This window comes from Pseudomonas sp. YeP6b (assembly GCF_025642995.1).
Lineage (GTDB): Bacteria > Pseudomonadota > Gammaproteobacteria > Pseudomonadales > Pseudomonadaceae > Aquipseudomonas.
The window spans coordinates 6475343-6497784 of the sequence record NZ_CP080090.1; the positions used below are offsets into that span (position 1 = coordinate 6475343).

Here is a 22442-nt window from a genome sequence, read left to right on the forward strand (position 1 = left end):
ACTTCGTACAAAAAAATAAGAGTGCACACCTATGCCCGTACCCGATCTGTTCCGCGACGGCCTGGCCCGCGGCTGGAAAACCTACAATGGCGCTGCCCTTGACGGCGATCTGACCCTGGAAGCCGATGTGGCAATTATCGGCAGCGGCGCCGGTGGCGGCACCACCGCCGAGGTCCTCAGCGCCGCCGGCTACAAGGTGCTGCTGATCGAAGAAGGCCCGCTCAAGACCAGCAGCGACTTCAAGCTGCTCGAAGACGAGGCCTACGCCAGCCTCTATCAGGAAGGCATCGGCCGCATGAGCAAGGACGGCGCGATCACCATCCTGCAGGGCCGGGCCGTAGGCGGCACCACCTTGATCAACTGGACGTCGAGCTTTCGTACACCCGACGCCACTCTTTCCCACTGGGCCAGTGAATACGCAGTAAAAGGCCACAGCAGCGCCGACATGGCACCGTGGTTCGAGAAGATGGAACAGCGCCTGGGCATCGCCCCGTGGGCCATTCCACCGAATGCCAACAATGATGTGATCCGCAAAGGCTGCGAAAAACTCGGTTACAGCTGGCACGTGATCCCACGCAACGTGCGTGGCTGCTTCAACCTGGGCTATTGCGGCATGGGCTGCCCAGTCAACGCCAAGCAATCAATGCTGGTAACTACCATCCCGTCCACCCTGGAAAAGGGCGGCGAGCTGCTGTACCTGGCCCGCGCCGAGCGCCTCAAATTCAGCGGCGACACCATCAGCAGCCTGGAATGCGTGGCGATGGACGAACGCTGCGTGGCACCCACCGGGCGCAAGATTACGGTCAAGGCCAAGCATTACGTGCTCGCGGGCGGCGGCATCAACAGCCCGGCGCTGCTGATGCGCTCGGACGCGCCTGACCCGCATTCTCGGCTGGGCAAGCGAACGTTCCTGCACTTGGTGAACTTCTCCGCCGGCTTGTTCGACGACGTGATCAACCCGTTCTACGGCGCGCCGCAGTCGATCTACTCCGACCACTTCCAATGGCAGGACGGTACCACCGGCAAAATGTCCTACAAGCTGGAGGCACCGCCGTTACACCCGGGATTGGCCAGCACCCTGTTCGGCGGCTACGGCACAGGGAACGCGCTCGATATGAGCCAATTGCCCCACACCCACGCCATGCTCGCGCTGCTGCGCGACGGTTTCCACCCCGACAGCCCCGGCGGCACAGTGGAATTACGCGCAGACGGCACGCCGGTGCTCGACTACCAGGTTTCGCCCTACGCGTGGGACGGCCTGCGCCGTGCCTTCCACAGCATGGCCGAGATTCAGTTCGCGGCGGGCGCCAAGTCAGTCAAGCCGCTGCATCACGATGCGCGCTACGTGAACACCCTGGCTGAGGCACGCAACCTGATTGACGACCTGAGCCTGGAACTGCACCGAACCACGCTGGGCAGTGCCCATGTGATGGGCGGTTGCGCCATGGGTGAAGACCCGAAAACCGCAGTGGCCGACAGCCTCGGTCGCCATCACCAACTGCGCAACCTGTCGATCCACGACGGCTCGTTATTCCCCACCAGCATTGGGGCTAATCCGCAATTGTCGGTGTATGGATTAACCGCGCAACTGGCGACAGCGTTGGCCGAACGTCTGAAAACAGCGTGAAAAAACACGGTATTCGCCATGTCTATACTGCTTTCTTCTGCATAAGTTGACTTGGCCGACCGGGATGGCTGCGATACCATCCGGTTCCCCAACGGACTCCGCCAGGACGACGCGATGAACCGAGTGTTGTACCCAGGAACCTTCGACCCGATTACCAAAGGCCATGGCGATCTGGTCGAACGCGCCTCTCGCCTGTTCGACCATGTGATCATCGCAGTCGCTGCCAGCCCCAAGAAAAACCCGCTGTTTCCCCTGGAACAGCGCGTGGAACTGGCGCGTGAGGTCACCAAGCACCTGCCCAACGTAGAAGTGGTGGGTTTCTCGACCTTGCTCGCGCACTTCGCCAAAGAGCAGAACGCCAATGTATTCCTGCGCGGCCTGCGTGCGGTGTCGGACTTCGAATACGAATTCCAGCTGGCCAACATGAACCGCCAACTGGCGCCGGACGTGGAAAGCCTGTTTCTTACGCCGTCGGAGCGTTATTCGTTCATTTCCTCGACGTTGGTGCGTGAAATTGCCGCTTTGGGCGGGGATATCACCAAGTTCGTACACCCGGCTGTCGCGGATGCGCTGACGCTGCGCTTCAAGAAGTAATTTCTGATGAGTGGGCTTGTTGTGGCGAGCGGGCTTGCCCTAATAAGCGCTCGCCACAGGTGAGCGCCCACACAGACATACCAGTTGACCTCAGGTCATGTGCACTCGCACTGCGGGCGCCAATGCGGCACAATTGCGCGCATTAGTTTTCAGATGCCCTGGCTGACAGCCCTGGCAGGAGTTTCCATGTCCTTGATCATCACCGACGATTGCATCAACTGCGACGTCTGCGAACCCGAGTGCCCGAACGCTGCGATTTCCCAGGGCGAAGAGATCTACGTGATCGACCCCAACCTGTGCACCCAGTGCGTCGGCCACTATGACGAGCCTCAGTGCCAGCAAGTGTGCCCGGTGGATTGCATTCCGCTGGATGAAGCCCATCCGGAAACGGAAGAGCAGTTGATGGAGAAGTACCGGTTGATTACCGGTAAAGCCTGAGGCCCTGTGGTGTCTGGCCGGGCCTCATCGCGGGCAAGCCCGCTCCCACACTGAATGGATTCACAAATCTAACTGTGGGAGCTGGCTTGCCTGCGATGGCGGCATCAGCCATCACACAGCAATCAGCTCTGACATTTAGGGCAAAACACACTCGCCCGCTGCCCCAGCACCACATTGCGCAACTCGGTCCCGCAAACCTTGCACCCCTCGCCGCCCCGGCCGTAGACGAACAGTTCCTGCTGGAAATACCCCGGCTGCCCATCACCCCCGATAAAGTCCCGCAATGTGGTGCCGCCACGTTCAATGGCGGCCGCCAGCACGCGCTTGATTTCGATCGCCAGCTTCAGGTAACGCCCGCGTGAAATACCACCGGCGGCCCGACGCGGGTCAATCCCGGCGGCAAACAACGCTTCCGTCGCATAGATATTGCCCACGCCCACCACCACCGCGTTGTCCATGATGAACGGCTTCACCGCCATCGACTTGCCACGGGACCGCTGGAACAGGCGCTCGCCATCAAACAGGTCGGTCAACGGCTCCGGGCCCAGGCGAATCAACAGTTCGTGGTTGTGCGGGTCCTGGCTCCACAGCATCGCGCCGAAGCGCCGTGGGTCGGTGTAACGCAGGGCCATGCCGGATTCCAACTCGATATCCACATGCTCATGCTTGGCCGCCGGCATGCCGACTTCCACCAGACGCAAGTTGCCCGACATGCCCAAGTGGCTGATCAAGGTGCCCACTTCGGCATTGATCAACAGGTACTTGGCCCGCCGTTCCACCAGCACAATGCGCTGCCCCGACAGGCGTACATCGAGGTCTTCCGGGATCGGCCAGCGCAGGCGCCGCTCACGTACCACCACGCGGCTGACGCGCTGGCCCTCCAGGTGCGGCGCAATACCGCGCCGGGTGGTTTCGACTTCTGGTAACTCGGGCATGTGTACCTCGTGAAGAAAGGGTCAGTGCGCGCCCAGTTCGCGGATCGACAACTTCATGCTTTCGAAGTCGTAGTCCGACAGGCCCAGGTAATCCAGCACCAGATGGCCGATGGCATTCCACTCATGGTCCACGGTCTGGTTACCCAGCACGCGATAGGACGAGCAGATGTGCTCAGCCATTTTGAGGATCGCCAGCAGGTTTTTCAGTTGCGGGTTGCGCGTCGACTCATCGCTGAAAATCGCCAGGGCGTTGTGGTGGTTGGCGATGGCGTCGGTCACATGCTCCGGCAGGCGCCAGGATTTGGCCGTGTAATAGCCCACCACGGCATGGTTGGTGTTGAAGGCGTTGTTTTCAGTATCGACCACGCGGCAGTCGGGGCCGGCATTGGCGTAGGCCTGTTCCAGCACCGTCATGTAATTGGGGAAGCGCTTGAGCATCAACGGCACGCCACAATCGTGGAACAAGCCTAAGGCATACGCCTCGTCGACCGCTTGCGAGCCGGTGCGTTTGGCCAAGGTCAGGCAGGTCATGGCCACATCCTGGGCGGTGTCCCAGAAGCGGTTGAGCGTGACGATGGTGTCATCGCTCATCTCGCCCTTGATCGACAGGGCGTTGATCAGGTTGATGATCGAACGGCTGCCCAGCAGGTTCACCGCGCGCTGGATTGAGGCGATCTTGTTGCTCAGCCCGTAATACGACGAGTTGACGATTTTCAGCAAGGCGCCGGACAGGCCTGGGTCCTGGGAGATCAACCGCGCGATCACGTCCAGGTCCGGGTCGGGCATGTACTGCTCCATCTGCAAATCCACCATGATTTGCGGTTGGGGCGGCACGCTGATGCCTTGCAGGGCCTGTTGGATCTGTTCGGCGGAAAGCTCTTGGGACATAAGTACACACTCTGGGCTAGGCGGGGATTCTAACCTCTATGGGAAGCTGACCGACACCTCAAAAAACCGAACTGAAACCGGATCAAATGTGGGAGCTGGCTTGTCGGGTCGCCGCACCGCTGCGATGGCATCACCACCGTACGTCAGATACATCGAGCCGCCTGCATTGCAGGCAAGCCAGCTCCCACATGAATATCTGCGCAACAGGTATACTCCCGCTCTTTTTTCCGGAGCGACGTCATGTCCCTGCCAAGCCTGCGTCTCAAAGCCAACGCCGATCGTCGTTTGCGCAACGGCCACCTGTGGGTCTACAGCAACGAAATCGACGTGGCCGCCACCCCACTTCACGGCTTCCAGGCGGGCGACCAGGCTATCCTGGAAGCGGCCGGCGGCAAGACCCTGGGCATCGTGGCCATGAGCCCGAACAACCTGATCTGCGCGCGCCTGCTGTCGCGCGACATCAAGTTGCCTTTGGACAAGTCGCTGCTGGTGCACCGCATCAACGTCGCCCTGTCCCTGCGTGATCGCCTGTTCGACAAGCCGTTCTACCGCCTGGTCTACGGCGATTCCGACCTGTTGCCGGGCCTGGTAGTCGACCGTTTCGGCGACATCCTGGTGGTCCAGATCGCTTCGGCGACCATGGAAGCGCACAAAGAAGACGTGATCGCCGCCCTGACCCAAGTGCTCAAGCCGAGCGGCATCCTGTTCAAGAACGACTCCGCCGCGCGCGATGCCGAAGGCCTCAACCGCTACGTTGAAACCGTGTTCGGCCTGGTGCCGGAGTGGGTCGCGCTGGAAGAAAACGGCGTGAAATTCGAAGCCCCGGTGATCCAGGGCCAGAAGACTGGCTGGTTCTACGACCACCGCATGAACCGCGCGCGCCTGGCCCCGTATGCCAAAGGCAAACGCGTGCTCGACCTCTACAGCTACATCGGCGGCTGGGGCGTGCAAGCCGCGGCCTTCGGCGCCAGTGAAGTGTTCTGCGTCGACGCCTCCGCCTTCGCCCTCGACGGCGTAGAGCGCAACGCCGCGCTGAACGGCGTTGCCGAGAAAATGACCTGCATCGAAGGCGACGTCTTCGAAGCCTTGAAAGAACTGAAAGCCAGCGAAGAACGCTTCGACGTGATCGTCGCCGACCCACCGGCCTTCATCAAACGCAAAAAAGACATGAAAAACGGCGAAGGCGCCTACCGCCGCCTGAACGAGCAAGCCATGCGCCTGCTCAGCAAGGACGGCATTCTGGTCAGCGCATCGTGCTCGATGCACCTGCCGGAAGACGACCTGCAAAACATCCTGCTGACCAGCGCCCGCCACCTGGACCGCAATATCCAGATGCTCGAACGCGGCGGCCAGGGCCCGGATCACCCGGTGCACCCGGCGATTGCCGAGACGCGTTACATCAAGAGCATTACGTGCCGGTTGCTGCCTAATAGCTAAGCCATAAGCGCAGATCAAACTGTGGGAGCGGGCTTGCCCGCGATAGCGGTGTATCAGGTACAGACTTTTAACCTGTTGCACCGCTATCGCAGGCAAGCCAGCTCCCACATTTTTTGTGCTGTGTCAGAAATATTGCCGCAAGCCATGCAAGTGGAGGCAGCTTCTCGCAACGGTTTTGATTGAATTCCACATTTCGCAGACTAGTATCGGTTTCTGGAATTACTCCGGAAAACAAAAACAATGTCTGAGTCCTACGCCCAGCCCAGTGCCGACGTAAAACGCCAACAGCGCTCGCGCTTCATCCTCATCACCTGCATTTCACTGATCAGCTTCTTCCCGATCAATATTCTGCTGCCCTCGTTCCCTGCTCTGGCTGCCCGGTTCGACACGCCCACCGCAGACATCGCGCTCTCGATCAGCTTATTTACGCTGGTGTTTTCTATCTCCCAACTGGTCGCGGGCCCGCTGTCGGATAAATGGGGGCGCAAGGAAGTCCTGCTCGGCTGCATCACGCTGTCGATCCTCGGTGCGATTGGCTGCGCGCTGGCGTCTGACTACCTGACCTTCCTGCTGTTTCGTACGGTGCAGGCCATGGGCTGCGGCTTTTTCGTGTTGGGCCACGCACTGGTGGAAGACCTGTTCGAAGAACAAGACCGCGCCCGCGTGCGCCTCTACTACATGACCCTGAGTGGCTCGTTTGTCGCACTCTCGCCGTTGATCGGCTCATGGCTGCAAACCACCTTCGACTGGCAGGGCAGCTTCTATGGCTTTGCGCTCATGGCACTGGGCATGTTGATTCATGCGTTCTGCATCCTGCCATCCAAGTCCGCCAGCCCGCACCGCGCGTCGGTGTCGATCATCGGCACGCTCAAAGCCGTCGCCAGCAACCGCGACTTCCTGCGTTACTGGTGGATCGCCGCGCTGGTGTTCGCCTGCTATTTCGCCTTGATCAGCGTAACGCCGCTGATTTTCATGGATGCGTTGAAGCTGTCCGAATACCAATATGCACTGGTGCTGATGGTGTACGGCATTGCCTACCTGCTCGGTGGCGTGGCGGCTTCGTACCTGCAAAAACGCATCTCACTGTCCCGGCAAATCAACATCGGCCTCGGCTTGCTCAGTGTTTCAGGCGTGCTGCTGGCGCTGATCATTCACTACGAGGCCATAACGACCATCACCCTGCTGATTCCCATGCTGATCAGCGCCCTGGCGGTCACGCTGGTAAGGCCTGCCGCCATTTCGGCCGCGATGCTGTTGTTTTCGAGCAGCGCGGGAACGGCGGCATCGGCGGGCAATAGCATCATGTTCCTCACCGCCGCCGTCAGCAGCGCCGCCCTTGCGCAGACCGGCAGCCATTTGCTGATGACCATCGCCCTCAGCTTCATCGGGTTCAGCCTTTGGGGGCTGCTCACTAACCGGCGGATCGGGCGCCGCTAAGGCTCGCGAATCACCGGCGTGAATAGCCTGTCGCTGGACTGCAATTGCATGTAGCGCGGTTGGACCAGCGAGACCTTGCCGTCACGGATATCCTGAACCAGCGCCTCGGTGTCTATATAGCCGTCCTGCTGTTGCGTCCAAAACATCGGGCCGCGATCGTTCCATCTGCCCATATCATCCTGCACAAAAATGCGCGGCGGCTTGGAGTTGTGACCCGGATCGGTCCGGGACACCACCAGCACCTCATCACGCCCATCCTGGTCGAGGTCGACCGCCCATAACACACAGCCGTTTCTGCACGGCGAGTCAGCGAACCCGCTGGCTACAGCAAAATACGCGCTTTCTGTGGGTTGAGGACCGATCCACTCCAGCTCTGGTTTGAGTCGCTGGGCCTCTGCCTTGGCATACCGCTCACTGTAACTCAACGCCGTACGCTCCATTCGCTCACGCAATAAGCGACGCGCTTCCGGGTCCAGAATACGCTCCTGATCCAAGTCAATTCGCAGCTTGGCATAAGCTTCCTCACCGGCCTTTTCCAGATTAAAGCGCAGGTAGTGCGCATCAAACGCCTCAGGCTTGGTTCGCCCGTCGAGCAAGCGACGGACCTGATCGTCGACACTGAGCCGCACCGGGTCGAGCAACGGCGTATGGATCAACACCAGCAGCCCACAAAAAAGCAGCGCCAATGGCGGGTTCGTCAGGCGCAAGTTGTTTAGCCAGACCGGCGAACGCAGCGCCACCGCCCACACCGCGGCCAAACCATACACACCACACAGCAAGGCCAGCACCAGGGCGATAAAGCGTTGCGGCGACAACGCGTATTGCTCTACACGCAGCCAGCTTGAGTAAAACGCCAGCCCGGCGAGAATCGGCAGGCACAGCAGGCTCAACTCGATAAAGTGCGTCAGCCATTTCGGATAGGGCCGAGGCTGGTCGCCCGCTTGGAACACGCCGTTGAGCAAGAATAATTGAGCTCCGGCCAGCACCAGCAGAATCGGCGTGGAGTAGCCAGTTGCCCAGATCTGCCCGAGCCCGGTGAACGGCAAGGTCAGCGTAAACAGCAGGCTGATCAGTGCAATCATCGGCAATAACAATCTACAGACGCCAAAGAACATGCTGCGCATCTGGCCGATAACTTTCTCGTTGCGCATGCCCATGTGCATGCCCAGCGCGAACACCAGCGGCAGGCTGATGGACATGAACCCATTGCTCCAGAAGTGGTGCTTGAAGAATTCGATGCCCAGCATCAGGAACAGTTGGCTCCATAACGTGACCAACAACACGTACAAACCCACCAGGATCATTGCGCCCAGCACAATGAACACGCTGTTCCAGGCGTGATGAAACAAGTCTTCATACCGCCAGCGTTGCCCCTTGGTGACAGGCCATGCAGACAAAAAGCTGGCGCCGATGTAACTGAGCGGCAGCAGACTGAACAGCCACACAAAAACATTCACACCGCCGGCTCCTGCAGACTCGCGGTAACTGATCCACAGTGTTATTGCGCCCATCAACAGGGTGAACACCAGCGCAGGCAGCATAGAGCGCCAATGCCGGGCCTTTTCTCCGAGCAATTGCAGGGTCGTACCCCCTACCAAGGCCAGGGTAAGGAAGACAAACAATAGCGGCACACCAAGCGTATGAAGCTTGTCGAAGAGATAGAACACGATCCCCTGGAGCAAGCCGATCAGCAGGTAAAATCCTAAAAAACGATGGGGACCGGGCATTCCTATTCCTTGAGGGCGATGTGTAGGCCGAAGCGGGCGAGTCTAAACAAGCTACATTGCGCTAGATATCGCCCCTTGTAGGCCCTGACTTATCAGCGAGAGAGATTTGTCCGGCGTCGACAGACGGTCTAAAACCGCGATCCCACGCATCCGACGCTCACACCTGCCCATTCCCTCCCGCCGCCAGCGGTGTAGAATCGACCCTATTCATCGCCAGTCATCCCCCGGCGGGTTTATGAGCTCGAGGCCCAAGCACGCGGCGATCCCGCGACGCGAGTGGCAACGTTTGGACACACGGCCATTTTCTGAGTGTTCCAGACGTCAATAGAAGCTCACTTCCCCTTTAGCACCTGATTAGTACCTGATTAGCCGCCCGGAGAGCTCCAATGCCCGATTACCGCTCGAAAACATCCACCCACGGCCGCAACATGGCCGGCGCGCGCGCACTGTGGCGTGCCACGGGGATGAAAGATGACGACTTCAAAAAGCCGATCATCGCGATTGCCAACTCGTTCACCCAATTCGTACCGGGCCACGTCCACCTCAAGGACCTGGGCCAACTGGTCGCCCGCGAGATCGAACGCGCCGGCGGTGTAGCGAAAGAATTCAACACCATCGCCGTGGATGACGGCATTGCCATGGGCCATGACGGCATGCTGTATTCGCTGCCGAGCCGCGAGATCATCGCCGACTCCGTGGAATACATGGTCAACGCCCACTGCGCCGACGCCATCGTGTGCATCTCCAACTGCGACAAGATCACCCCTGGCATGCTGATGGCCGCCCTGCGCCTGAACATCCCGGTGATCTTCGTCTCCGGCGGCCCGATGGAAGCCGGCAAGACCAAGCTCGCCTCCCACGGCCTCGACCTGGTTGACGCCATGGTCATCGCCGCCGATTCCAGCGCGTCCGACGAGAAGGTCGCGGAATACGAGCGCAGCGCCTGCCCGACCTGCGGTTCGTGCTCCGGCATGTTCACCGCCAACTCGATGAACTGCCTGGTGGAAGCCTTAGGTCTGGCGTTGCCGGGCAACGGTTCCACGTTGGCCACCCACAGCGACCGCGAGCAGTTGTTCCTGCAGGCTGGCCGCACCATCGTCGAGCTGTGCAAGCGCTACTACACCGAGAACGATGAGTCGGTGTTGCCGCGCAACATCGCTAACTTCAAGGCGTTCGAAAACGCCATGACCCTGGACATCGCCATGGGCGGTTCCACCAACACCATCCTGCACTTGCTGGCCGCCGCGCAAGAAGCCGAGATCGACTTCGACCTGCGCGACATCGACCGTCTGTCCCGCCACGTGCCGCAGCTGTGCAAGGTCGCGCCGAACATCCAGAAGTACCACATGGAAGACGTGCACCGCGCCGGCGGGATCTTCTCGATCCTAGGCTCCCTGGCCCGTGGCGGCCTGTTGCACACCGACTTGCCGACCGTGCACAGCAAATCCCTGGCCGAAGGCATCGCCAAGTGGGACATCACACAGACTGACGACGAAGCCGTGCATACCTTCTTCAAGGCAGGCCCGGGGGGCATTCCAACCCAGACGGCGTTCAGCCAGTCGACCCGTTGGGACACCCTCGATGACGACCGTGAAAACGGCTGCATCCGCAGTGTCGAGCATGCCTACTCGCAAGAAGGCGGCCTGGCCGTGCTGTACGGCAACATCGCCCTGGATGGTTGCGTGGTGAAAACCGCCGGAGTGGATGAATCCATCCACGTGTTCGAAGGCCGCGCCAAGATCTACGAAAGCCAGGACAGCTCGGTACGCGGCATCCTCGCTGACGAAGTGAAAGAAGGCGACATCGTCATCATCCGTTACGAAGGCCCGAAAGGCGGCCCGGGCATGCAAGAGATGCTCTACCCGACGTCGTACCTGAAATCCAAAGGCCTGGGCAAAGCCTGCGCCTTGCTGACCGACGGCCGTTTTTCCGGCGGCACTTCGGGCCTGTCCATCGGCCACGCTTCACCGGAAGCCGCTGCCGGCGGCGCGATTGGTCTGGTGCAGGACGGCGACAAAGTGCTGATCGACATTCCGAACCGCTCGATCAACCTGTTGATCAGCGACGAAGAGCTGGCCGCGCGCCGCGTCGAGCAGGACAAGAAAGGCTGGAAGCCGGTGGAAAAGCGTCCGCGCAAAGTCACCACCGCGTTGAAGGCTTACGCGTTGCTGGCCACCAGCGCCGACAAGGGTGCCGTGCGTAACAAAGCGATGCTCGACGGCCTGTAAGCCTCGCGTATAAAAATGCCCCGCCAGGTGCGGGGCATTTTTTTGCCTGGCTAACTCGCCAAATCACTGAAGATTACATGTGGAAACTGGCTTGCCTGCGATAGCGGTTAGCCAGTCAACATCTGTACTGCCTGACACACCGCCTTCGCGAGCAAGCCCGCTCCCACACTTGACCGTGTTCCAACATAAGCATGCGGTCGAATGTGGGAGCGGGCTTGCTCGCGAAGCAGGCACCTCGCTCTTACTGAATCTCGTCCGGCTTGACGATCACCCAGTTCTTGTCCGCCGTCACCGGCAACCCTTCCTTGGCCTGTGCGGCCGCATGCTTGGCCATCATGCCGTTGAGCTGGGTCATGTACTTGTCCTTGCGGTTGATCCACAGGTGGATGCCGCCCTTGGCCACGTCCACATCGTGGAACAGCATGTAGCCGTCGCTGGTCGGTGTATCACCGCCGACGATCACCGGTTTTTTCCACTCGTCGATGTAGGTCAGGATCGCCGCGTGCTTGCCGGCCATCCAGGTCGCCGGGGTCCACAGGTACGGGGTCAGCTCCAGGCCGAGGTTGGCTTTTTCGTCATATTTGCCGGCGGCGATCTGTTTGCGCGCGGTGGTGAGCTCGCCGGTCTTGCGGTCTTTGAGCAGGGTACTCACGCCAATAACGTTTTCGGGTTTGACGTTGTAGCCGTACTTCGGATCGGCGGCAACCATGCGCACCAGCTCCTCAGAGGCGGCGGTCATCACATACACCTCAATGCCGTTTTCCATCAGCTTGTTGTACAGCTCGGCCTGGCCGGTGAAGACTTTCGGCGGCTGGACCTCGGATTTTTTCACCACGTCGCCTTCAAAATACGTGACTGGCACCGGCTTGCCCGACGCCATCAGCTCGTCGACGTAGCCCTTGAGTTCCTTGAGGGTAAAACCGGAAAAAATCTGCGCGACCCACGGGTAGCAGACCATATCGTCGACTTCACAGAGGCGGTAGTAATAGCTGAACAGGCTTTCTTTGTGCTCGGCGGTGTCTTTGAAGGGCATAAGTTTGAGCGAAGGGTCCATGGTCTCGCGGGTGATCAGGCCCTTGTTCTCAAGGAACGGCAGCAGGGACTCTTCGAGGTCATAGCGGTAACTGGTGTTGTCCATGTCGAACACCGCGAAGTTGCCTTTGTTGGCGTTGGCGGCGATCATCTTGTTCAATTGCTCGGCCGCAGGCGCCGGCCAGTGCTTCAACTCGGTGGCGGCAAATGCCTGGCTGGCGAGGCCGAAGCAGAAGGCAGCGGCAAGTAATGTTGGCGCGAACTTCATAAGCGTTTCTCCCTGAGTGAAAGACATCGACGCTAACAAATTTGTGTGACAGTTATCGCCCGAGCGCGACTGCTTGCGTCGTGATTGCGCCAAGGGCATGTGCCTGAGCGTCAAATGCTTATTCCAAAAACGACAGTCACCATTCCATATCGGTATTAAATCAATATATTTCAAGCTGTTAGGCTTTCCGGTTCGCAATCGCAGGCTCACGCGATTGGCTGCCTTCTCAACGGAGCTTCAATGAATCTGCCCCTGATCCTCAACTTACTGGTGTTCGTGGCCCTGTTGCTGGGCCTGGCACAAACGCGTCGCACCAACTGGAGCCTCGCTAAAAAGGTCCTGTTTGCACTGGTGCTTGGTGTGCTGTTTGGCGCGGCGTTGCACACTATTTATGGCGACGGTAACCCGGTGCTCAAGGCCTCGATCAGTTGGTTCGATCTGGTCGGCAACGGCTATGTGCAACTGCTGCAAATGATCGTGATCCCGCTGGTATTCGCCTCTATCCTCAGTGCCGTGGCGCGCCTGCATAACGCCTCGTCCCTGGGCAAGATCAGCTTCCTGACCATCGGCACGCTGCTGTTCACCACGGCAATTGCGGCGCTGATCGGTATCGGCCTGACCAACCTGTTTGGCCTCACCGCCGAAGGCCTGGTGGCCGGCACCCAGGAAATGGCGCGCCTGCAAGTGATCCAGAGTGATTACGCAGGCAAGGTCGCCGACCTGAATATCCCGCAGTTGCTGCTGTCGTTCGTACCGGCCAACCCCTTCGCCGACCTGGCCCGGGCCAAGCCGACGTCGATCATCAGTGTGGTGATTTTCGCCGCCTTCCTGGGGGTTGCTGCGCTGCAACTGCTCAAGGATGACGTGGAAAAAGGCCAAAAAGTGCTCAACGCCATCGACACCCTGCAAGCCTGGGTGATGCGCCTGGTGCGCCTGGTAATGAAGCTGACGCCGTACGGTGTTTTGGCGCTGATGACCAAAGTAGTCGCCGGCTCCAACCTGCAAGACATCATTAAGCTCGGCAGTTTTGTGGTGGTGTCGTACCTGGCGTTGGGCCTGATGTTTGTGGTGCATGGCCTGCTGCTGTCGTTGGCTGGGGTCAACCCGCTGCGCTTCTTCCGTAAAGTGTGGCCAGTGCTGACGTTTGCCTTCACCAGCCGCTCCAGCGCAGCCGCCATCCCGCTGAGCATTGAAGCGCAGACGCGTCGCCTGGGTATCCCGCAGTCCATCGCCGGTTTCGCTGCCTCGTTCGGCGCCACCATCGGCCAGAACGGTTGCGCCGGTCTCTACCCGGCCATGCTGGCGGTGATGGTTGCCCCGACCGTGGGCATCAACCCGCTCGACCCGCTGTGGATCGCGACCTTGGTGGCGATTGTGACCTTGAGCTCGGCCGGTGTGGCCGGTGTTGGCGGCGGTGCAACCTTTGCCGCGCTGATCGTGCTGCCGGCGATGGGCTTGCCGGTGTCACTGGTGGCGCTGCTGATTTCGGTTGAGCCGCTGATCGACATGGGCCGTACGGCGCTGAACGTGAACGGTTCGATGACGGCGGGCGCGATTACCAGCCAGATCATGGGGCAGACGGATAAAACGCTGTTGAATGCCGATGAGCATGTGCAGCTAGCTAGCTGAGTTGCACGCTATAAGCTTCAAGCTGCAAGAAAGAGCACTTCGCTTTAACTTGCAGCTTGTGGCTTAAAGCTAGCAGCTGCTCCTCTCCCAGACTTCGAAGTTATACGCCGGCTTATCACCCTCAGCCGCATTCTCGATATTCGACACCAGCTTCCACTGGCTCACATCAAACTCGGGAAACCACGCATCGCCTTCCGGGCTCAACGCGACCCGCGTCAAATACAGGCGATCCGCCTGCTCCAGCCCCTGCGCATACAACTGCGCCCCGCCGATCAGCATCAGCTCATCCACGCCCTGTTCCAGTGCCCAGGCTTGCGCCCGCTCGACCGCCGTATCGAGTGACGGAAAAACTTCCGCACCTTCAAGCGCCAAGTCGGTCTGACGGCTAACCACGATATTCAGGCGCCCCGGCAACGGTCGGCCCAGGGAATCCCAGGTCTTGCGCCCCATGATGATCGGCTTGCCGAGTGTGGTGGCCTTGAAATATTTGAAGTCCCCCGGCAAATGCCAGGGCATGCTGTTGTCGACGCCGATCACACGGTTTTCACCGAGGGCTGCGATCAGGCTTAAAGGGAGAGTTTTTTTCATGACGACGAGAATACCAGAGCTGCGAGTCTGCGGTTATGCTCCAACCTCACTGGCTCAACAGGATAGCGCGTGACTGCACTGACCCCGCTGCACACACTCTGGCTGACAGAAACCGTGCGCCTGCGTGAAGAACACGCAGGCCCCCTCGAAGACCTGGAAGCCAACCGCCTCGCCCGTACGGCCGGTGGCGACTTGCCGACGCGCATTCAACAGCGCGCCCTGCACTTGGCCGAACGCGACGGTTTGACCGCCGCCCTCACCCGCTGGTTGCAAGGCGCCCGCTTGGCGCTGGTGCTACTGGCGGTGGTCGCGGTGATCAGTGGCGCCGGCCTGGCGTTTGCCGCGCTGGGCAACGGTTTGACGCCGGTTAACGTGTTCTGGGCCTTGGGCAGCCTGCTCGGCTTGAATCTGATCCTGTTAATCAGCTGGGCCCTGGGCCTGCTGTTTGCCGGCGAACACAGCGCCAGCCTCGGCCGCCTGTGGTTGTGGCTCAGCGAAAAATTCGCCCGCGATGCCAAGGCCGCGCAATTGGCGCCAGCGTTGCTGCTGTTATTGCAGCGCCAGAAGCTCAATCGCTGGGCCGTGGGTGTGCTGGTCAATAGCCTGTGGTTACTGGCGCTGCTCAGCGCCATGCTGATCCTGCTCACGCTATTGGCCACGCGGCGCTACGGCTTTGTGTGGGAAACCACCCTCCTCGGCGCCGACACCTTTGTCGCCGTGACCCAAGCCCTGGGCAGCCTGCCTGCGTTGCTGGGCTTTAACGTGCCGACGGTCGAGATGATCCGCGCCAGCGGCGACTCGGCCCTGAATATCGAAAGCGCCCGCCAAGCCTGGGCCGCCTGGCTGGTAGGCGTGCTGCTGGTCTACGGCCTGCTGCCCCGGTTGATCCTCGCCCTGCTGTGCTTGTGGCGCTGGAAACGCGGGTGCGCGGCCCTGCGCCTGGACCTCAACCTGCCCGGCTACAGCCAGTTGCGCGAACGCCTGATGCCGAGCAGCGAACGGCTTGGCGTCAGCGATGCCGCCCCCGAGCAACTGCACGCCATCAGCGGCGGCGTCAGCGAATTGGAGAGCGACGGTGCCCTGCTGGTGGCCATCGAACTGGACGACCAGCACGCCTGGCCACCCAAACTGCCGGCCAGCGTAAAAAACGCCGGCATCCTCGACAGCCGCGAATCGCGCAACAAACTGCTGGAACAACTCACGCGCTTCCCGCCTGCGCGCCTGGCCATCGCCTGTGACCCGCGCCGTTCGCCCGACCGTGGCAGCCTGGCATTGGTCGCCGAGCTCGCGCGCAGCGCCACGGCCACCCGCGTATGGCTGCTGCAAGCCCCAGCCGGCCAAGCGCTGGACGCCGAACGCCTGGGCGATTGGCACGCTGCGCTGCAACAGCTGGAATTGCCCTTCGCCGATTGCGCGCCGCTCACGTGGCTGGAGACCGGTCATGACTAAACCGCTGAAACTCGCCGTGGTCGGCCACACCAATGTCGGCAAGACTTCGCTGCTGCGCACGCTGACCCGGGACGTGGGTTTCGGTGAAGTCTCCCATCGCCCCAGCACCACGCGGCATGTGGAAGGCGCGCGGTTGTCGGTCGACGGCGAAGCCTTGCTGGAGCTGTACGACACGCCCGGCCTGGAAGACGCCATCGCCCTGCTCGATTACCTGGAACGCCTGGACCGCCCCGGCGAACGCCTCGACGGCCCGGCCCGCCTGGCGCGGTTTCTGGAGGGCAGCGAAGCGCGCCAGCGTTTCGAGCAGGAAGCCAAAGTATTGCGCCAACTGCTGGCCTCCGACGCTGGCCTGTATGTGATCGACGCCCGCGAGCCGGTGCTGGCCAAATACCGCGACGAGCTGCAGGTGCTGGCCAGTTGCGGCAAACCGTTGCTGCCGGTGCTCAATTTTGTCTCGAGCAGCGACCACCGCGAGCCGGACTGGCGCGAAGCCCTGGCCCGCCTCGGCCTGCACGCACTGGTGCGTTTCGACAGCGTGGCGCCGCCGGAGGATGGCGAGCGCCGCCTGTACGAAAGCCTGGCGCTGCTGTTGGAAAACGCACGGCCGCAGCTGGAACGCTTGATTATTGACCAGCAAGCCCAGCGCGTCGCCCGCCAACAAAGCGCTGCACGGTTGATCGCCGAGCTGTTGATCGACTGCGCCGCGTGCCGGCGCAGCGTGGTCACCGAAGACGAGCAACAAGCCATCAGCGATTTACGCAAAGCTGTGCGCCAGCGCGAGCAAAAATGCGTGGATGCCCTGCTCAAACTGTTCGGTTTCCGCCCACAGGATGCCGCCGCCAGCGACTTGCCGTTGCTGGACGGCCGCTGGGGCGATGACCTGTTCAACCCGCAAACCCTCAAGCAACTGGGCGTGCGTGTCGGCGGTGGAATTGCTGCAGGCGCGGCCGCCGGTGCGGGTGTGGACCTGCTGGTCGGCGGCCTGACCCTCGGCGCTGCCGCGATTGCCGGCGCGATTGCCGGTGGCGCGCTGCAAACCGCGCGCAGCTACGGCAGCCGTCTGCTGGGCAAGATCAAGGGCCACCGCGAGCTGACCGTCGACGACAGCGTGCTACGCCTGCTCGCCCTGCGCCAACGCCAGTTGCTCAAAGCGCTCAACCTGCGCGGCCATGCGGCGATGCACAGCATCAAGGTCGACACGCCCCAGGACAAAACCTGGCGTGAAGGCAAGTTGCCGGATGCGTTGAACAAGGCCCGCGCCTATCCGCAGTGGTCGTCCCTCAACCCGCAGCCAAAGCTGAGCCAAGCTGAGCGCCAGGAGCAGATTCAAGCGTTGGCGCAGGAGCTCAATGAAGATTGACAGCTAGGGCCAGGCGAGCAGCGTGGGTGGGTTGATAATCCCCGCCCGCTCCAGCACGTGCAGGCGCACGGTGTCGGGCGTACCGTCTTTGTAGAAGTCTTCGGAATATATTTTCATGTAGCGCGTTGATGCAGTCCCTGGGCTAAACCCGTTGAGCTTCAAATAGGCCGCGGCAAACCTGTCCAGCAAGACTTTATCGTGGCGGCTTTCCCGGCCGTCATGCGTCATACCAACTCTGCTGTAGTCGACTTTTCCGTCAGCCGAAAAGTCGTAAGCCACGGCTTCATTGACCAAGCTGTCTTGAATACCCGGCGTGCTTTGGTAGAACTGAAGCAACACAGTCTCCGCCTAACCAGCCCCTGTTCGGTCCTGTGCGAAAACGTTTAAGTAACGCATTGATTGATTCCTCTCCATTGAGACGGACGTTTTCACTTCCAGTTGAATTTCAAGAACACATTGGCCAAGGACTGAATGACAGCCCGGTCGGCCGCGTCCACATGCTGGTTCTGGTCGGCGTCACCGTAGACGATACTTTCCAGCAAGCCGTTGTTATCCGTGTCGAATGCCGCATGCCAACTGACCAAGGTTTTACCGCTGCTCGCGCCCTCGCCTTCATGTAATTCCAGGTGCACTGAGTCGGGCGAACCGTCAGCATGAAGATCCCTGGCAAAGACCTTCATGTAGCGTTCCACACCATGGCCTTGATTGAGCCACTTCAACTTGAGGTAGTTATTGGCAAAGATGTCTAACAGGCGCCGATCAACGGAGGTTTCACGGCTGTTGTTGTTTACATCACCCACTGTGCAATCCAGCTTGCCGCCCGCGATGCGAGCCGTCGCAATAGCTTGGTTGAGCAAAACGTCGTCTTGCGCACCGTCACGTTGCTCATAGAAGTTCAGTAACACCGCATCGGCCTGCCCACTGTCTGTGCGGTCCTGGGCAATGACTTTCAAATAGCGCATTGATCCACTCCTTGTTTGCGTTCACTCAAACGCGGGGGAGCGTCGTCATACCATTTGAACGCAAGGTAGTGGTTGCACATGGACCGGATCAGCGCTTTGTCGTCTTTGTCAGCGACGCCGTTTCGGTCTACATCGCTAGCGCTGAATGACTCCAATACGCCGTTACCGTCGGCATCGTAGCCGGCGGCCTGGTAGACCAGTATGGGTTTGCGCAGCAGGCTGCGGCGATCCTGGGCGGTAGCTTTTAAATAGCGCATGGGGTGTCTCATTTAAAGAACAGGCCCCTACGCTAATTGAAGCCCTATTTGCCCACTAGCATGCGGCGTCTACCAAGGCGGTAGGAATTGGCGACTCATCACCGTGGTGAGCTGAATGACGCCAAGCCGCACCCTCTCGCACGAGCGCCAGGAACACATTGCACAGGGCTTTGATGGCCGCCTTGTCGCTGTGATCGGTAATGCCGTTGCGGTCCACGTCGCTGTTCGTGAATGACTCCAGTACCCCATCGCTATCGCCGTCATAGCCGGACGCGGTGTAGACCAAGGTACGTTTTCCCCGTGACGCGCTGCATTCATAAAAGCTGAGTTGAATCGCATTGGGCGCACCGTTCTTGGCGGTGTGCATGACGCGTATCGTCATATACCGTGCCCAGGTGTCGCCACAATTGAACCAATTCAACGTCAAGTAAGTGTCGGTAAAACGCTTGAGCAGCGTTTTATCTTCGGCCGATTTGCAGCCGTCGCGGTTGATATCTCCGGGCAGCAGAATATCGGCGGCACCGTCAGCGGTGATGTCAATCGCCACCGCCTCGTGAATCATCTCGTCAGGTTCGTTGGGAGCCTGCTCAAAAATCTGCAGGACAACCATATCGGCCTTTCCATTACCGCTGCGATCCTGTGCGGTCGCTTTCAAGTAACGCATCACATGCTCTCTTGCGTGGTTGAAGTCGCATGAGAGTAATGAGCCAGACGAAAACCTCGCTAGCCGCCGCTTCCGGGCTGCGTGTATGAATTCACGCTGCCGGCTATCAGCAGACGTTGTGCCATTGCTTTCAACGGCTCCAGGTCCAGCACCGGCACATGCATGTGCTTGGCCTGCTCATCCCAGTGACGCATGCGCAGGCTGACTTGGCAGAGCGGGTCTTGCTCGAAGGCGCGGGCCTCTTCGGCCGTCATCACGCCGCCCTGATAACCCAGGGTGCGGCGGCTGGCTTCGCTCAAGCGGGCGTAATAGTCCGGCTGGCTGAAGGTCAGGTAGCGCTTGGCTTGCACGTGATACTCCACCAGTTTGGCCATGCGCTCGCTGAAGCCTGCGCGGCGTAAATAGTCCGCGCCGAGGCGCTCATGGCTGACCACGCCATAACCACCCATGTTCTCGCCGCCCTGGCCGCAGAGGTGGCCGATGTCGTGGAAAAACGCCGCCAGCACCACTTCATCATCAAAGCCTTCAGCGATAGCAAGCTGCGCGGCCTGGGACATATGTTCGATCTGCGACACCGGCTCGCCGATGTAATCCGCCGTGCCGTGCTGCTCGTACAAGCCGAAGACTTCGGCAATCGCCTGCTCAGGGTTCATAGCGCTTATCCCCACAATGCTGTGATATTTCGCTCGGCCATCGCCGGTCCCACGCTCATGCCTACGCCACTGTGCATCAATGCCGCACTCACGCCCGGTGCCGCCCGCAGGAATGAAAACGGCGCCGGCCCGCGTGAACCGTAGACGCCCTGCCAGCGCTCCACCACTTGGATCTTGCACCCCAACGTCTGCTCGGCCAGTTCGATCAGCCAGTCATCGATCTGCTCGGCGTTGAACGGCGAGGCATCGCTGCCATAGTCGTGTGAATCGCCGATGATCAGCTCACCGTGGGGCGTGGGGCTGATCAGCAGGTGGATCCCATGTTCCTGCAAATGCGGCGCATCGCGCAGGATTTGCGCCTGCACTGGCGCGGCTTGCGGCAAATCAGCGAACGCGCCGTAATGCACGCAACTAAGGCCTGTGAGCAAAGCATGTTGCAGGTTCAGGTTAACCGCTGGCCGGGCGCGCAGCATTTGCAGGCGGCAGATGCTCGGGTTGAGTGCGCCGATCGCCTCGGCCAGCAGGGTTTGGTAATCATGCCCGGAGCAGACAATGATCTGCTCGCCGCGAAAGCTGCCCGACGTGCTGTGCAGCTGGCCCGGCTCGACGTCGCGTACCAGCGTGGAGAAATAAAACTCCACCTCCAGTTCACTGCGAAGGTAGTTGATCAGCGCCGGGATCGCTTCGCGCGAATACAGCTGCTGATCATCCTTGCCATGCAGCGCCGCGCGGTGATGGCGAAACTGGCCGCCATACAAATCTTTCATCGCCGCGCCTTGCAGCAGCTCGACGTTGTAGCCGTGCTCTCGGCCACGACCGGCGCAGAAGGCTTCCAGCAAGTGTTCTTCGGCTTCGGTGCGGGCAAACAGGTACGAGCCATTGCGCTTGAGCGGCAGACCGGCCACCTGCGCCCAGTGCCCCCAGATATCACGGCTTTGCTGGGCCAGTTCAAGCATCGGCCCCGGCGGCTGGCCAGTGACCAGTGCCTGGCCGAAGTTGCGCACCGAGGCGCCCAGCGGCGTGGCGCTGCGCTCGAACACCTTGACCTTGAGGCCGCGTTTGGCGGCTGCATAGGCGTGGGACAGGCCGAGGATACCGGCGCCGATAACTAAGAGATCACTACTCATGCATTCCTCTCATTCCCACGCTCTGCGTGGGAATGCATCCGGTGACGCTCTGCGTCAAGACTTCAAGAGCGGACGCAGAGCGTCCAGGGCGGCATTCCCACGCAGAGCGTGGGAACGATCAGTCATTGTTTCTCCGACTTCCCGTCATAGCGCTTGCGCCACTCGGCCAGGATGCTGTCGCGGTTTTTCGAGGCCCAGACAAAGTCATTCTTGATCAGCCGCTGCTCGTAATCGGCCGGCAGCTCAGTCTGCGGTTTGGCAATACCCGGCTGGGCGAGCACAGCGAAGTTTTCTTTGTACAGGTCCATCGCCGCCGCGCTTGCAGAGAAGTCAGCGAGTTTTTTCGCCGCATCAGCACGGGGCGTGCCCTTGATCACGGCGGTGGCTTCGATGTCCCAGCCCAAGCCTTCTTTGGGCAGGATGATGTCCAGTGGCGCGCCCTGGCGTTTCAGTTGTACCGCTGGGTACTCGAAGGAAATGCCAATCGGGAATTCACCAGAAGCCGCCAGCTTGCACGGCTTGGAACCGGAGTGAACGTACTGGCCGATGTTCTGGTGCAGATCGTCCATGTACTGCCAGCCCTGCTTCTCGCCAAAGGTCTGCAACCAGGCGCTCACGTCCAGGAAACCGGTGCCGGAGGATGCCGGGTTGGGCATCACGATCTTGCCCTTGTACTCAGGCTTGGTCAGGTCTTGCCAGCTCACCGGCTTGCTCAAGCCTTGTTTCTCGGCTTCGACAGTGTTGAAGCAGATGGTCGCGGCCCACACGTCCATGCCGACCCAGGCTGGCGGGTTAGCGGGGTCGCGGTAGTTCTTACCGATTTTGTCCAGATCCTTGGGCGCGTAGTTATCGAGCATCCCTTGCTGGTCGAGGATCGCCAGGCTCGAGGCGGCCAAACCCCACACCACGTCGGCGTGCGGGCGGTCTTTCTCGGCTAAAAGCTTAGCGGTGATGATGCCGGTGGAGTCGCGCACCCACTTGATCTCGATGTCGGGGTTGGCCTTTTCGAAGGCCTGTTTATAGGTCCTCAACTGCTCGGCTTCGAGGGCCGTGTACACGGTCAGCTCGGTCTTGGCGAAGGCATTCAGGCTGAATGCGGTGAGTACGGCAGCGACCAGCGCCAGGGGCTTGAACATGGAGCA

The 22442-nt window shown here is 60.5% G+C and carries 21 protein-coding genes; 9 read left to right on the forward strand and 12 right to left on the reverse strand.

Annotation, left to right across the window (positions count from 1 at the left end):
• Window positions 1-31: 31 nt before the first annotated feature.
• From KZH41_RS29380 to KZH41_RS29390, 3 genes are all read left to right on the forward strand, one after another.
• A complete protein-coding gene (locus KZH41_RS29380) occupies window positions 32-1627 on the forward strand; it encodes a GMC family oxidoreductase (protein ID WP_263274148.1) in 1596 nt (531 codons plus the stop codon).
• 114 nt (window positions 1628-1741) lie between these two features.
• A complete protein-coding gene (gene coaD / locus KZH41_RS29385; protein WP_003176711.1) occupies window positions 1742-2221 on the forward strand; it encodes a pantetheine-phosphate adenylyltransferase in 480 nt (159 codons plus the stop codon).
• A gap of 186 nt (window positions 2222-2407) precedes the next feature.
• Window positions 2408-2659, forward strand: coding sequence for a YfhL family 4Fe-4S dicluster ferredoxin (locus tag KZH41_RS29390; RefSeq protein WP_003213796.1), 252 nt, complete (start codon window positions 2408-2410; stop codon window positions 2657-2659).
• 122 nt (window positions 2660-2781) lie between these two features.
• Here KZH41_RS29390 and mutM read toward each other — a convergent pair whose 3' ends face one another.
• Window positions 2782-3594 (reverse strand): bifunctional DNA-formamidopyrimidine glycosylase/DNA-(apurinic or apyrimidinic site) lyase, encoded by an 813-nt coding sequence (mutM, locus tag KZH41_RS29395; RefSeq protein WP_094949181.1) that lies wholly within the window; start codon window positions 3592-3594, stop codon window positions 2782-2784.
• A 21-nt stretch (window positions 3595-3615) separates the two neighbouring features.
• Complete coding sequence (locus KZH41_RS29400) at window positions 3616-4428, reverse strand: HDOD domain-containing protein (RefSeq protein ID WP_176462894.1); 813 nt, start codon at window positions 4426-4428, stop codon at window positions 3616-3618.
• 294 nt (window positions 4429-4722) lie between these two features.
• Here KZH41_RS29400 and KZH41_RS29405 point away from each other — a divergent pair, with 294 nt between their 5' ends.
• Together KZH41_RS29405 and KZH41_RS29410 are read left to right on the forward strand one after the other, a co-directional pair.
• Window positions 4723-5919, forward strand: coding sequence for a class I SAM-dependent rRNA methyltransferase (locus KZH41_RS29405; protein WP_003213799.1), 1197 nt, complete (start codon window positions 4723-4725; stop codon window positions 5917-5919).
• Window positions 5920-6159: 240 nt separating this feature from the next.
• Complete coding sequence (locus tag KZH41_RS29410; RefSeq protein WP_263274149.1) at window positions 6160-7356, forward strand: MFS transporter; 1197 nt, start codon at window positions 6160-6162, stop codon at window positions 7354-7356.
• On the opposite strand, the gene KZH41_RS29415 is transcribed toward KZH41_RS29410, so the two are convergent.
• Window positions 7353-9083 (reverse strand): DUF4153 domain-containing protein, encoded by a 1731-nt coding sequence (locus tag KZH41_RS29415; RefSeq protein WP_263274150.1) that lies wholly within the window; start codon window positions 9081-9083, stop codon window positions 7353-7355. The two genes, KZH41_RS29410 and KZH41_RS29415, sit on opposite strands and share 4 nt — an antisense overlap.
• A 386-nt stretch (window positions 9084-9469) precedes the next feature.
• Here KZH41_RS29415 and ilvD point away from each other — a divergent pair, with 386 nt between their 5' ends.
• Window positions 9470-11311, forward strand: coding sequence for a dihydroxy-acid dehydratase (ilvD, locus tag KZH41_RS29420; RefSeq protein ID WP_094949185.1), 1842 nt, complete (start codon window positions 9470-9472; stop codon window positions 11309-11311).
• A gap of 241 nt (window positions 11312-11552) precedes the next feature.
• On the opposite strand, the gene KZH41_RS29425 is transcribed toward ilvD, so the two are convergent.
• On the reverse strand, window positions 11553-12611 hold the full coding sequence (locus KZH41_RS29425; RefSeq protein ID WP_094949186.1) for a phosphorylcholine phosphatase: 1059 nt from the start codon (window positions 12609-12611) through the stop codon (window positions 11553-11555).
• Window positions 12612-12851: 240 nt separating this feature from the next.
• On the opposite strand from KZH41_RS29425, the gene KZH41_RS29430 reads away from it, so the two are divergent.
• A complete protein-coding gene (locus KZH41_RS29430) occupies window positions 12852-14240 on the forward strand; it encodes an L-cystine transporter (protein ID WP_263274151.1) in 1389 nt (462 codons plus the stop codon).
• A 69-nt stretch (window positions 14241-14309) separates the two neighbouring features.
• On the opposite strand, the gene KZH41_RS29435 is transcribed toward KZH41_RS29430, so the two are convergent.
• A complete protein-coding gene (locus KZH41_RS29435; RefSeq protein ID WP_094949188.1) occupies window positions 14310-14828 on the reverse strand; it encodes a dihydrofolate reductase in 519 nt (172 codons plus the stop codon).
• A gap of 69 nt (window positions 14829-14897) precedes the next feature.
• On the opposite strand from KZH41_RS29435, the gene KZH41_RS29440 reads away from it, so the two are divergent.
• Window positions 14898-16277, forward strand: a complete 1380-nt coding sequence (locus KZH41_RS29440; RefSeq protein ID WP_242153300.1) for a DUF2868 domain-containing protein — start codon at window positions 14898-14900, stop codon at window positions 16275-16277.
• A complete protein-coding gene (locus KZH41_RS29445; RefSeq protein ID WP_094949190.1) occupies window positions 16270-17637 on the forward strand; it encodes a DUF3482 domain-containing protein in 1368 nt (455 codons plus the stop codon). The genes KZH41_RS29440 and KZH41_RS29445 overlap by 8 nt, the downstream gene beginning before the upstream one ends.
• 3 nt (window positions 17638-17640) lie before the next feature.
• Here the strand turns inward: KZH41_RS29445 and KZH41_RS29450 are convergent, their stop codons facing one another.
• The 7 genes from KZH41_RS29450 to KZH41_RS29480 form a co-directional block, all read right to left on the reverse strand.
• Complete coding sequence (locus tag KZH41_RS29450) at window positions 17641-17973, reverse strand: hypothetical protein (protein ID WP_263274152.1); 333 nt, start codon at window positions 17971-17973, stop codon at window positions 17641-17643.
• Window positions 17974-18065: 92 nt separating this feature from the next.
• Window positions 18066-18599, reverse strand: a complete 534-nt coding sequence (locus KZH41_RS29455) for a hypothetical protein (RefSeq protein ID WP_094949191.1) — start codon at window positions 18597-18599, stop codon at window positions 18066-18068.
• Window positions 18587-18856 carry a hypothetical protein gene (locus KZH41_RS29460; RefSeq protein ID WP_318654893.1) on the reverse strand — a complete coding sequence of 90 codons (270 nt, stop codon included), beginning with the start codon at window positions 18854-18856 and terminating at the stop codon, window positions 18587-18589. The genes KZH41_RS29455 and KZH41_RS29460 overlap by 13 nt, the downstream gene beginning before the upstream one ends.
• Window positions 18857-18911: 55 nt before the next feature.
• On the reverse strand, window positions 18912-19520 hold the full coding sequence (locus KZH41_RS29465) for a hypothetical protein (protein WP_263274153.1): 609 nt from the start codon (window positions 19518-19520) through the stop codon (window positions 18912-18914).
• A gap of 59 nt (window positions 19521-19579) precedes the next feature.
• Entirely contained in the window at window positions 19580-20173 is a 594-nt protein-coding gene (locus tag KZH41_RS29470) for a phosphonate degradation HD-domain oxygenase (RefSeq protein WP_094949192.1), read from the reverse strand.
• Between the two features lie 5 nt (window positions 20174-20178).
• On the reverse strand, window positions 20179-21300 hold the full coding sequence (locus KZH41_RS29475) for a TIGR03364 family FAD-dependent oxidoreductase (RefSeq protein WP_263274154.1): 1122 nt from the start codon (window positions 21298-21300) through the stop codon (window positions 20179-20181).
• A 122-nt stretch (window positions 21301-21422) separates the two neighbouring features.
• Window positions 21423-22436, reverse strand: coding sequence for a putative 2-aminoethylphosphonate ABC transporter substrate-binding protein (locus KZH41_RS29480; RefSeq protein WP_263274155.1), 1014 nt, complete (start codon window positions 22434-22436; stop codon window positions 21423-21425).
• Window positions 22437-22442: the final 6 nt, after the last annotated feature.

Excerpts from the sequence above, each read along its gene's own strand:
- KZH41_RS29380 (WP_263274148.1), top strand. The coding sequence starts at position 32 with ATGCCCGTACCCGATCTGTTCCGCGACGGCCTGGCCCGCGGCTGGAAA.
- coaD (WP_003176711.1), top strand. The coding sequence starts at position 1,742 with ATGAACCGAGTGTTGTACCCAGGAACCTTCGACCCGATTACCAAAGGC.
- KZH41_RS29390 (WP_003213796.1), top strand. The coding sequence starts at position 2,408 with ATGTCCTTGATCATCACCGACGATTGCATCAACTGCGACGTCTGCGAA.
- mutM (WP_094949181.1), bottom strand. The coding sequence starts at position 3,594 with ATGCCCGAGTTACCAGAAGTCGAAACCACCCGGCGCGGTATTGCGCCG.
- KZH41_RS29405 (WP_003213799.1), top strand. The coding sequence starts at position 4,723 with ATGTCCCTGCCAAGCCTGCGTCTCAAAGCCAACGCCGATCGTCGTTTG.
- KZH41_RS29410 (WP_263274149.1), top strand. The coding sequence starts at position 6,160 with ATGTCTGAGTCCTACGCCCAGCCCAGTGCCGACGTAAAACGCCAACAG.
- KZH41_RS29415 (WP_263274150.1), bottom strand. The coding sequence starts at position 9,083 with ATGCCCGGTCCCCATCGTTTTTTAGGATTTTACCTGCTGATCGGCTTG.
- ilvD (WP_094949185.1), top strand. The coding sequence starts at position 9,470 with ATGCCCGATTACCGCTCGAAAACATCCACCCACGGCCGCAACATGGCC.
- KZH41_RS29425 (WP_094949186.1), bottom strand. The coding sequence starts at position 12,611 with ATGAAGTTCGCGCCAACATTACTTGCCGCTGCCTTCTGCTTCGGCCTC.
- KZH41_RS29430 (WP_263274151.1), top strand. The coding sequence starts at position 12,852 with ATGAATCTGCCCCTGATCCTCAACTTACTGGTGTTCGTGGCCCTGTTG.
- KZH41_RS29435 (WP_094949188.1), bottom strand. The coding sequence starts at position 14,828 with ATGAAAAAAACTCTCCCTTTAAGCCTGATCGCAGCCCTCGGTGAAAAC.
- KZH41_RS29445 (WP_094949190.1), top strand. The coding sequence starts at position 16,270 with ATGACTAAACCGCTGAAACTCGCCGTGGTCGGCCACACCAATGTCGGC.
- KZH41_RS29455 (WP_094949191.1), bottom strand. The coding sequence starts at position 18,599 with ATGCGCTATTTGAAAGTCATTGCCCAGGACCGCACAGACAGTGGGCAG.
- KZH41_RS29460 (WP_318654893.1), bottom strand. The coding sequence starts at position 18,856 with ATGCGCTATTTAAAAGCTACCGCCCAGGATCGCCGCAGCCTGCTGCGC.
- KZH41_RS29465 (WP_263274153.1), bottom strand. The coding sequence starts at position 19,520 with ATGCGTTACTTGAAAGCGACCGCACAGGATCGCAGCGGTAATGGAAAG.
- KZH41_RS29470 (WP_094949192.1), bottom strand. The coding sequence starts at position 20,173 with ATGAACCCTGAGCAGGCGATTGCCGAAGTCTTCGGCTTGTACGAGCAG.
- KZH41_RS29475 (WP_263274154.1), bottom strand. The coding sequence starts at position 21,300 with ATGAGTAGTGATCTCTTAGTTATCGGCGCCGGTATCCTCGGCCTGTCC.
- KZH41_RS29480 (WP_263274155.1), bottom strand. The coding sequence starts at position 22,436 with ATGTTCAAGCCCCTGGCGCTGGTCGCTGCCGTACTCACCGCATTCAGC.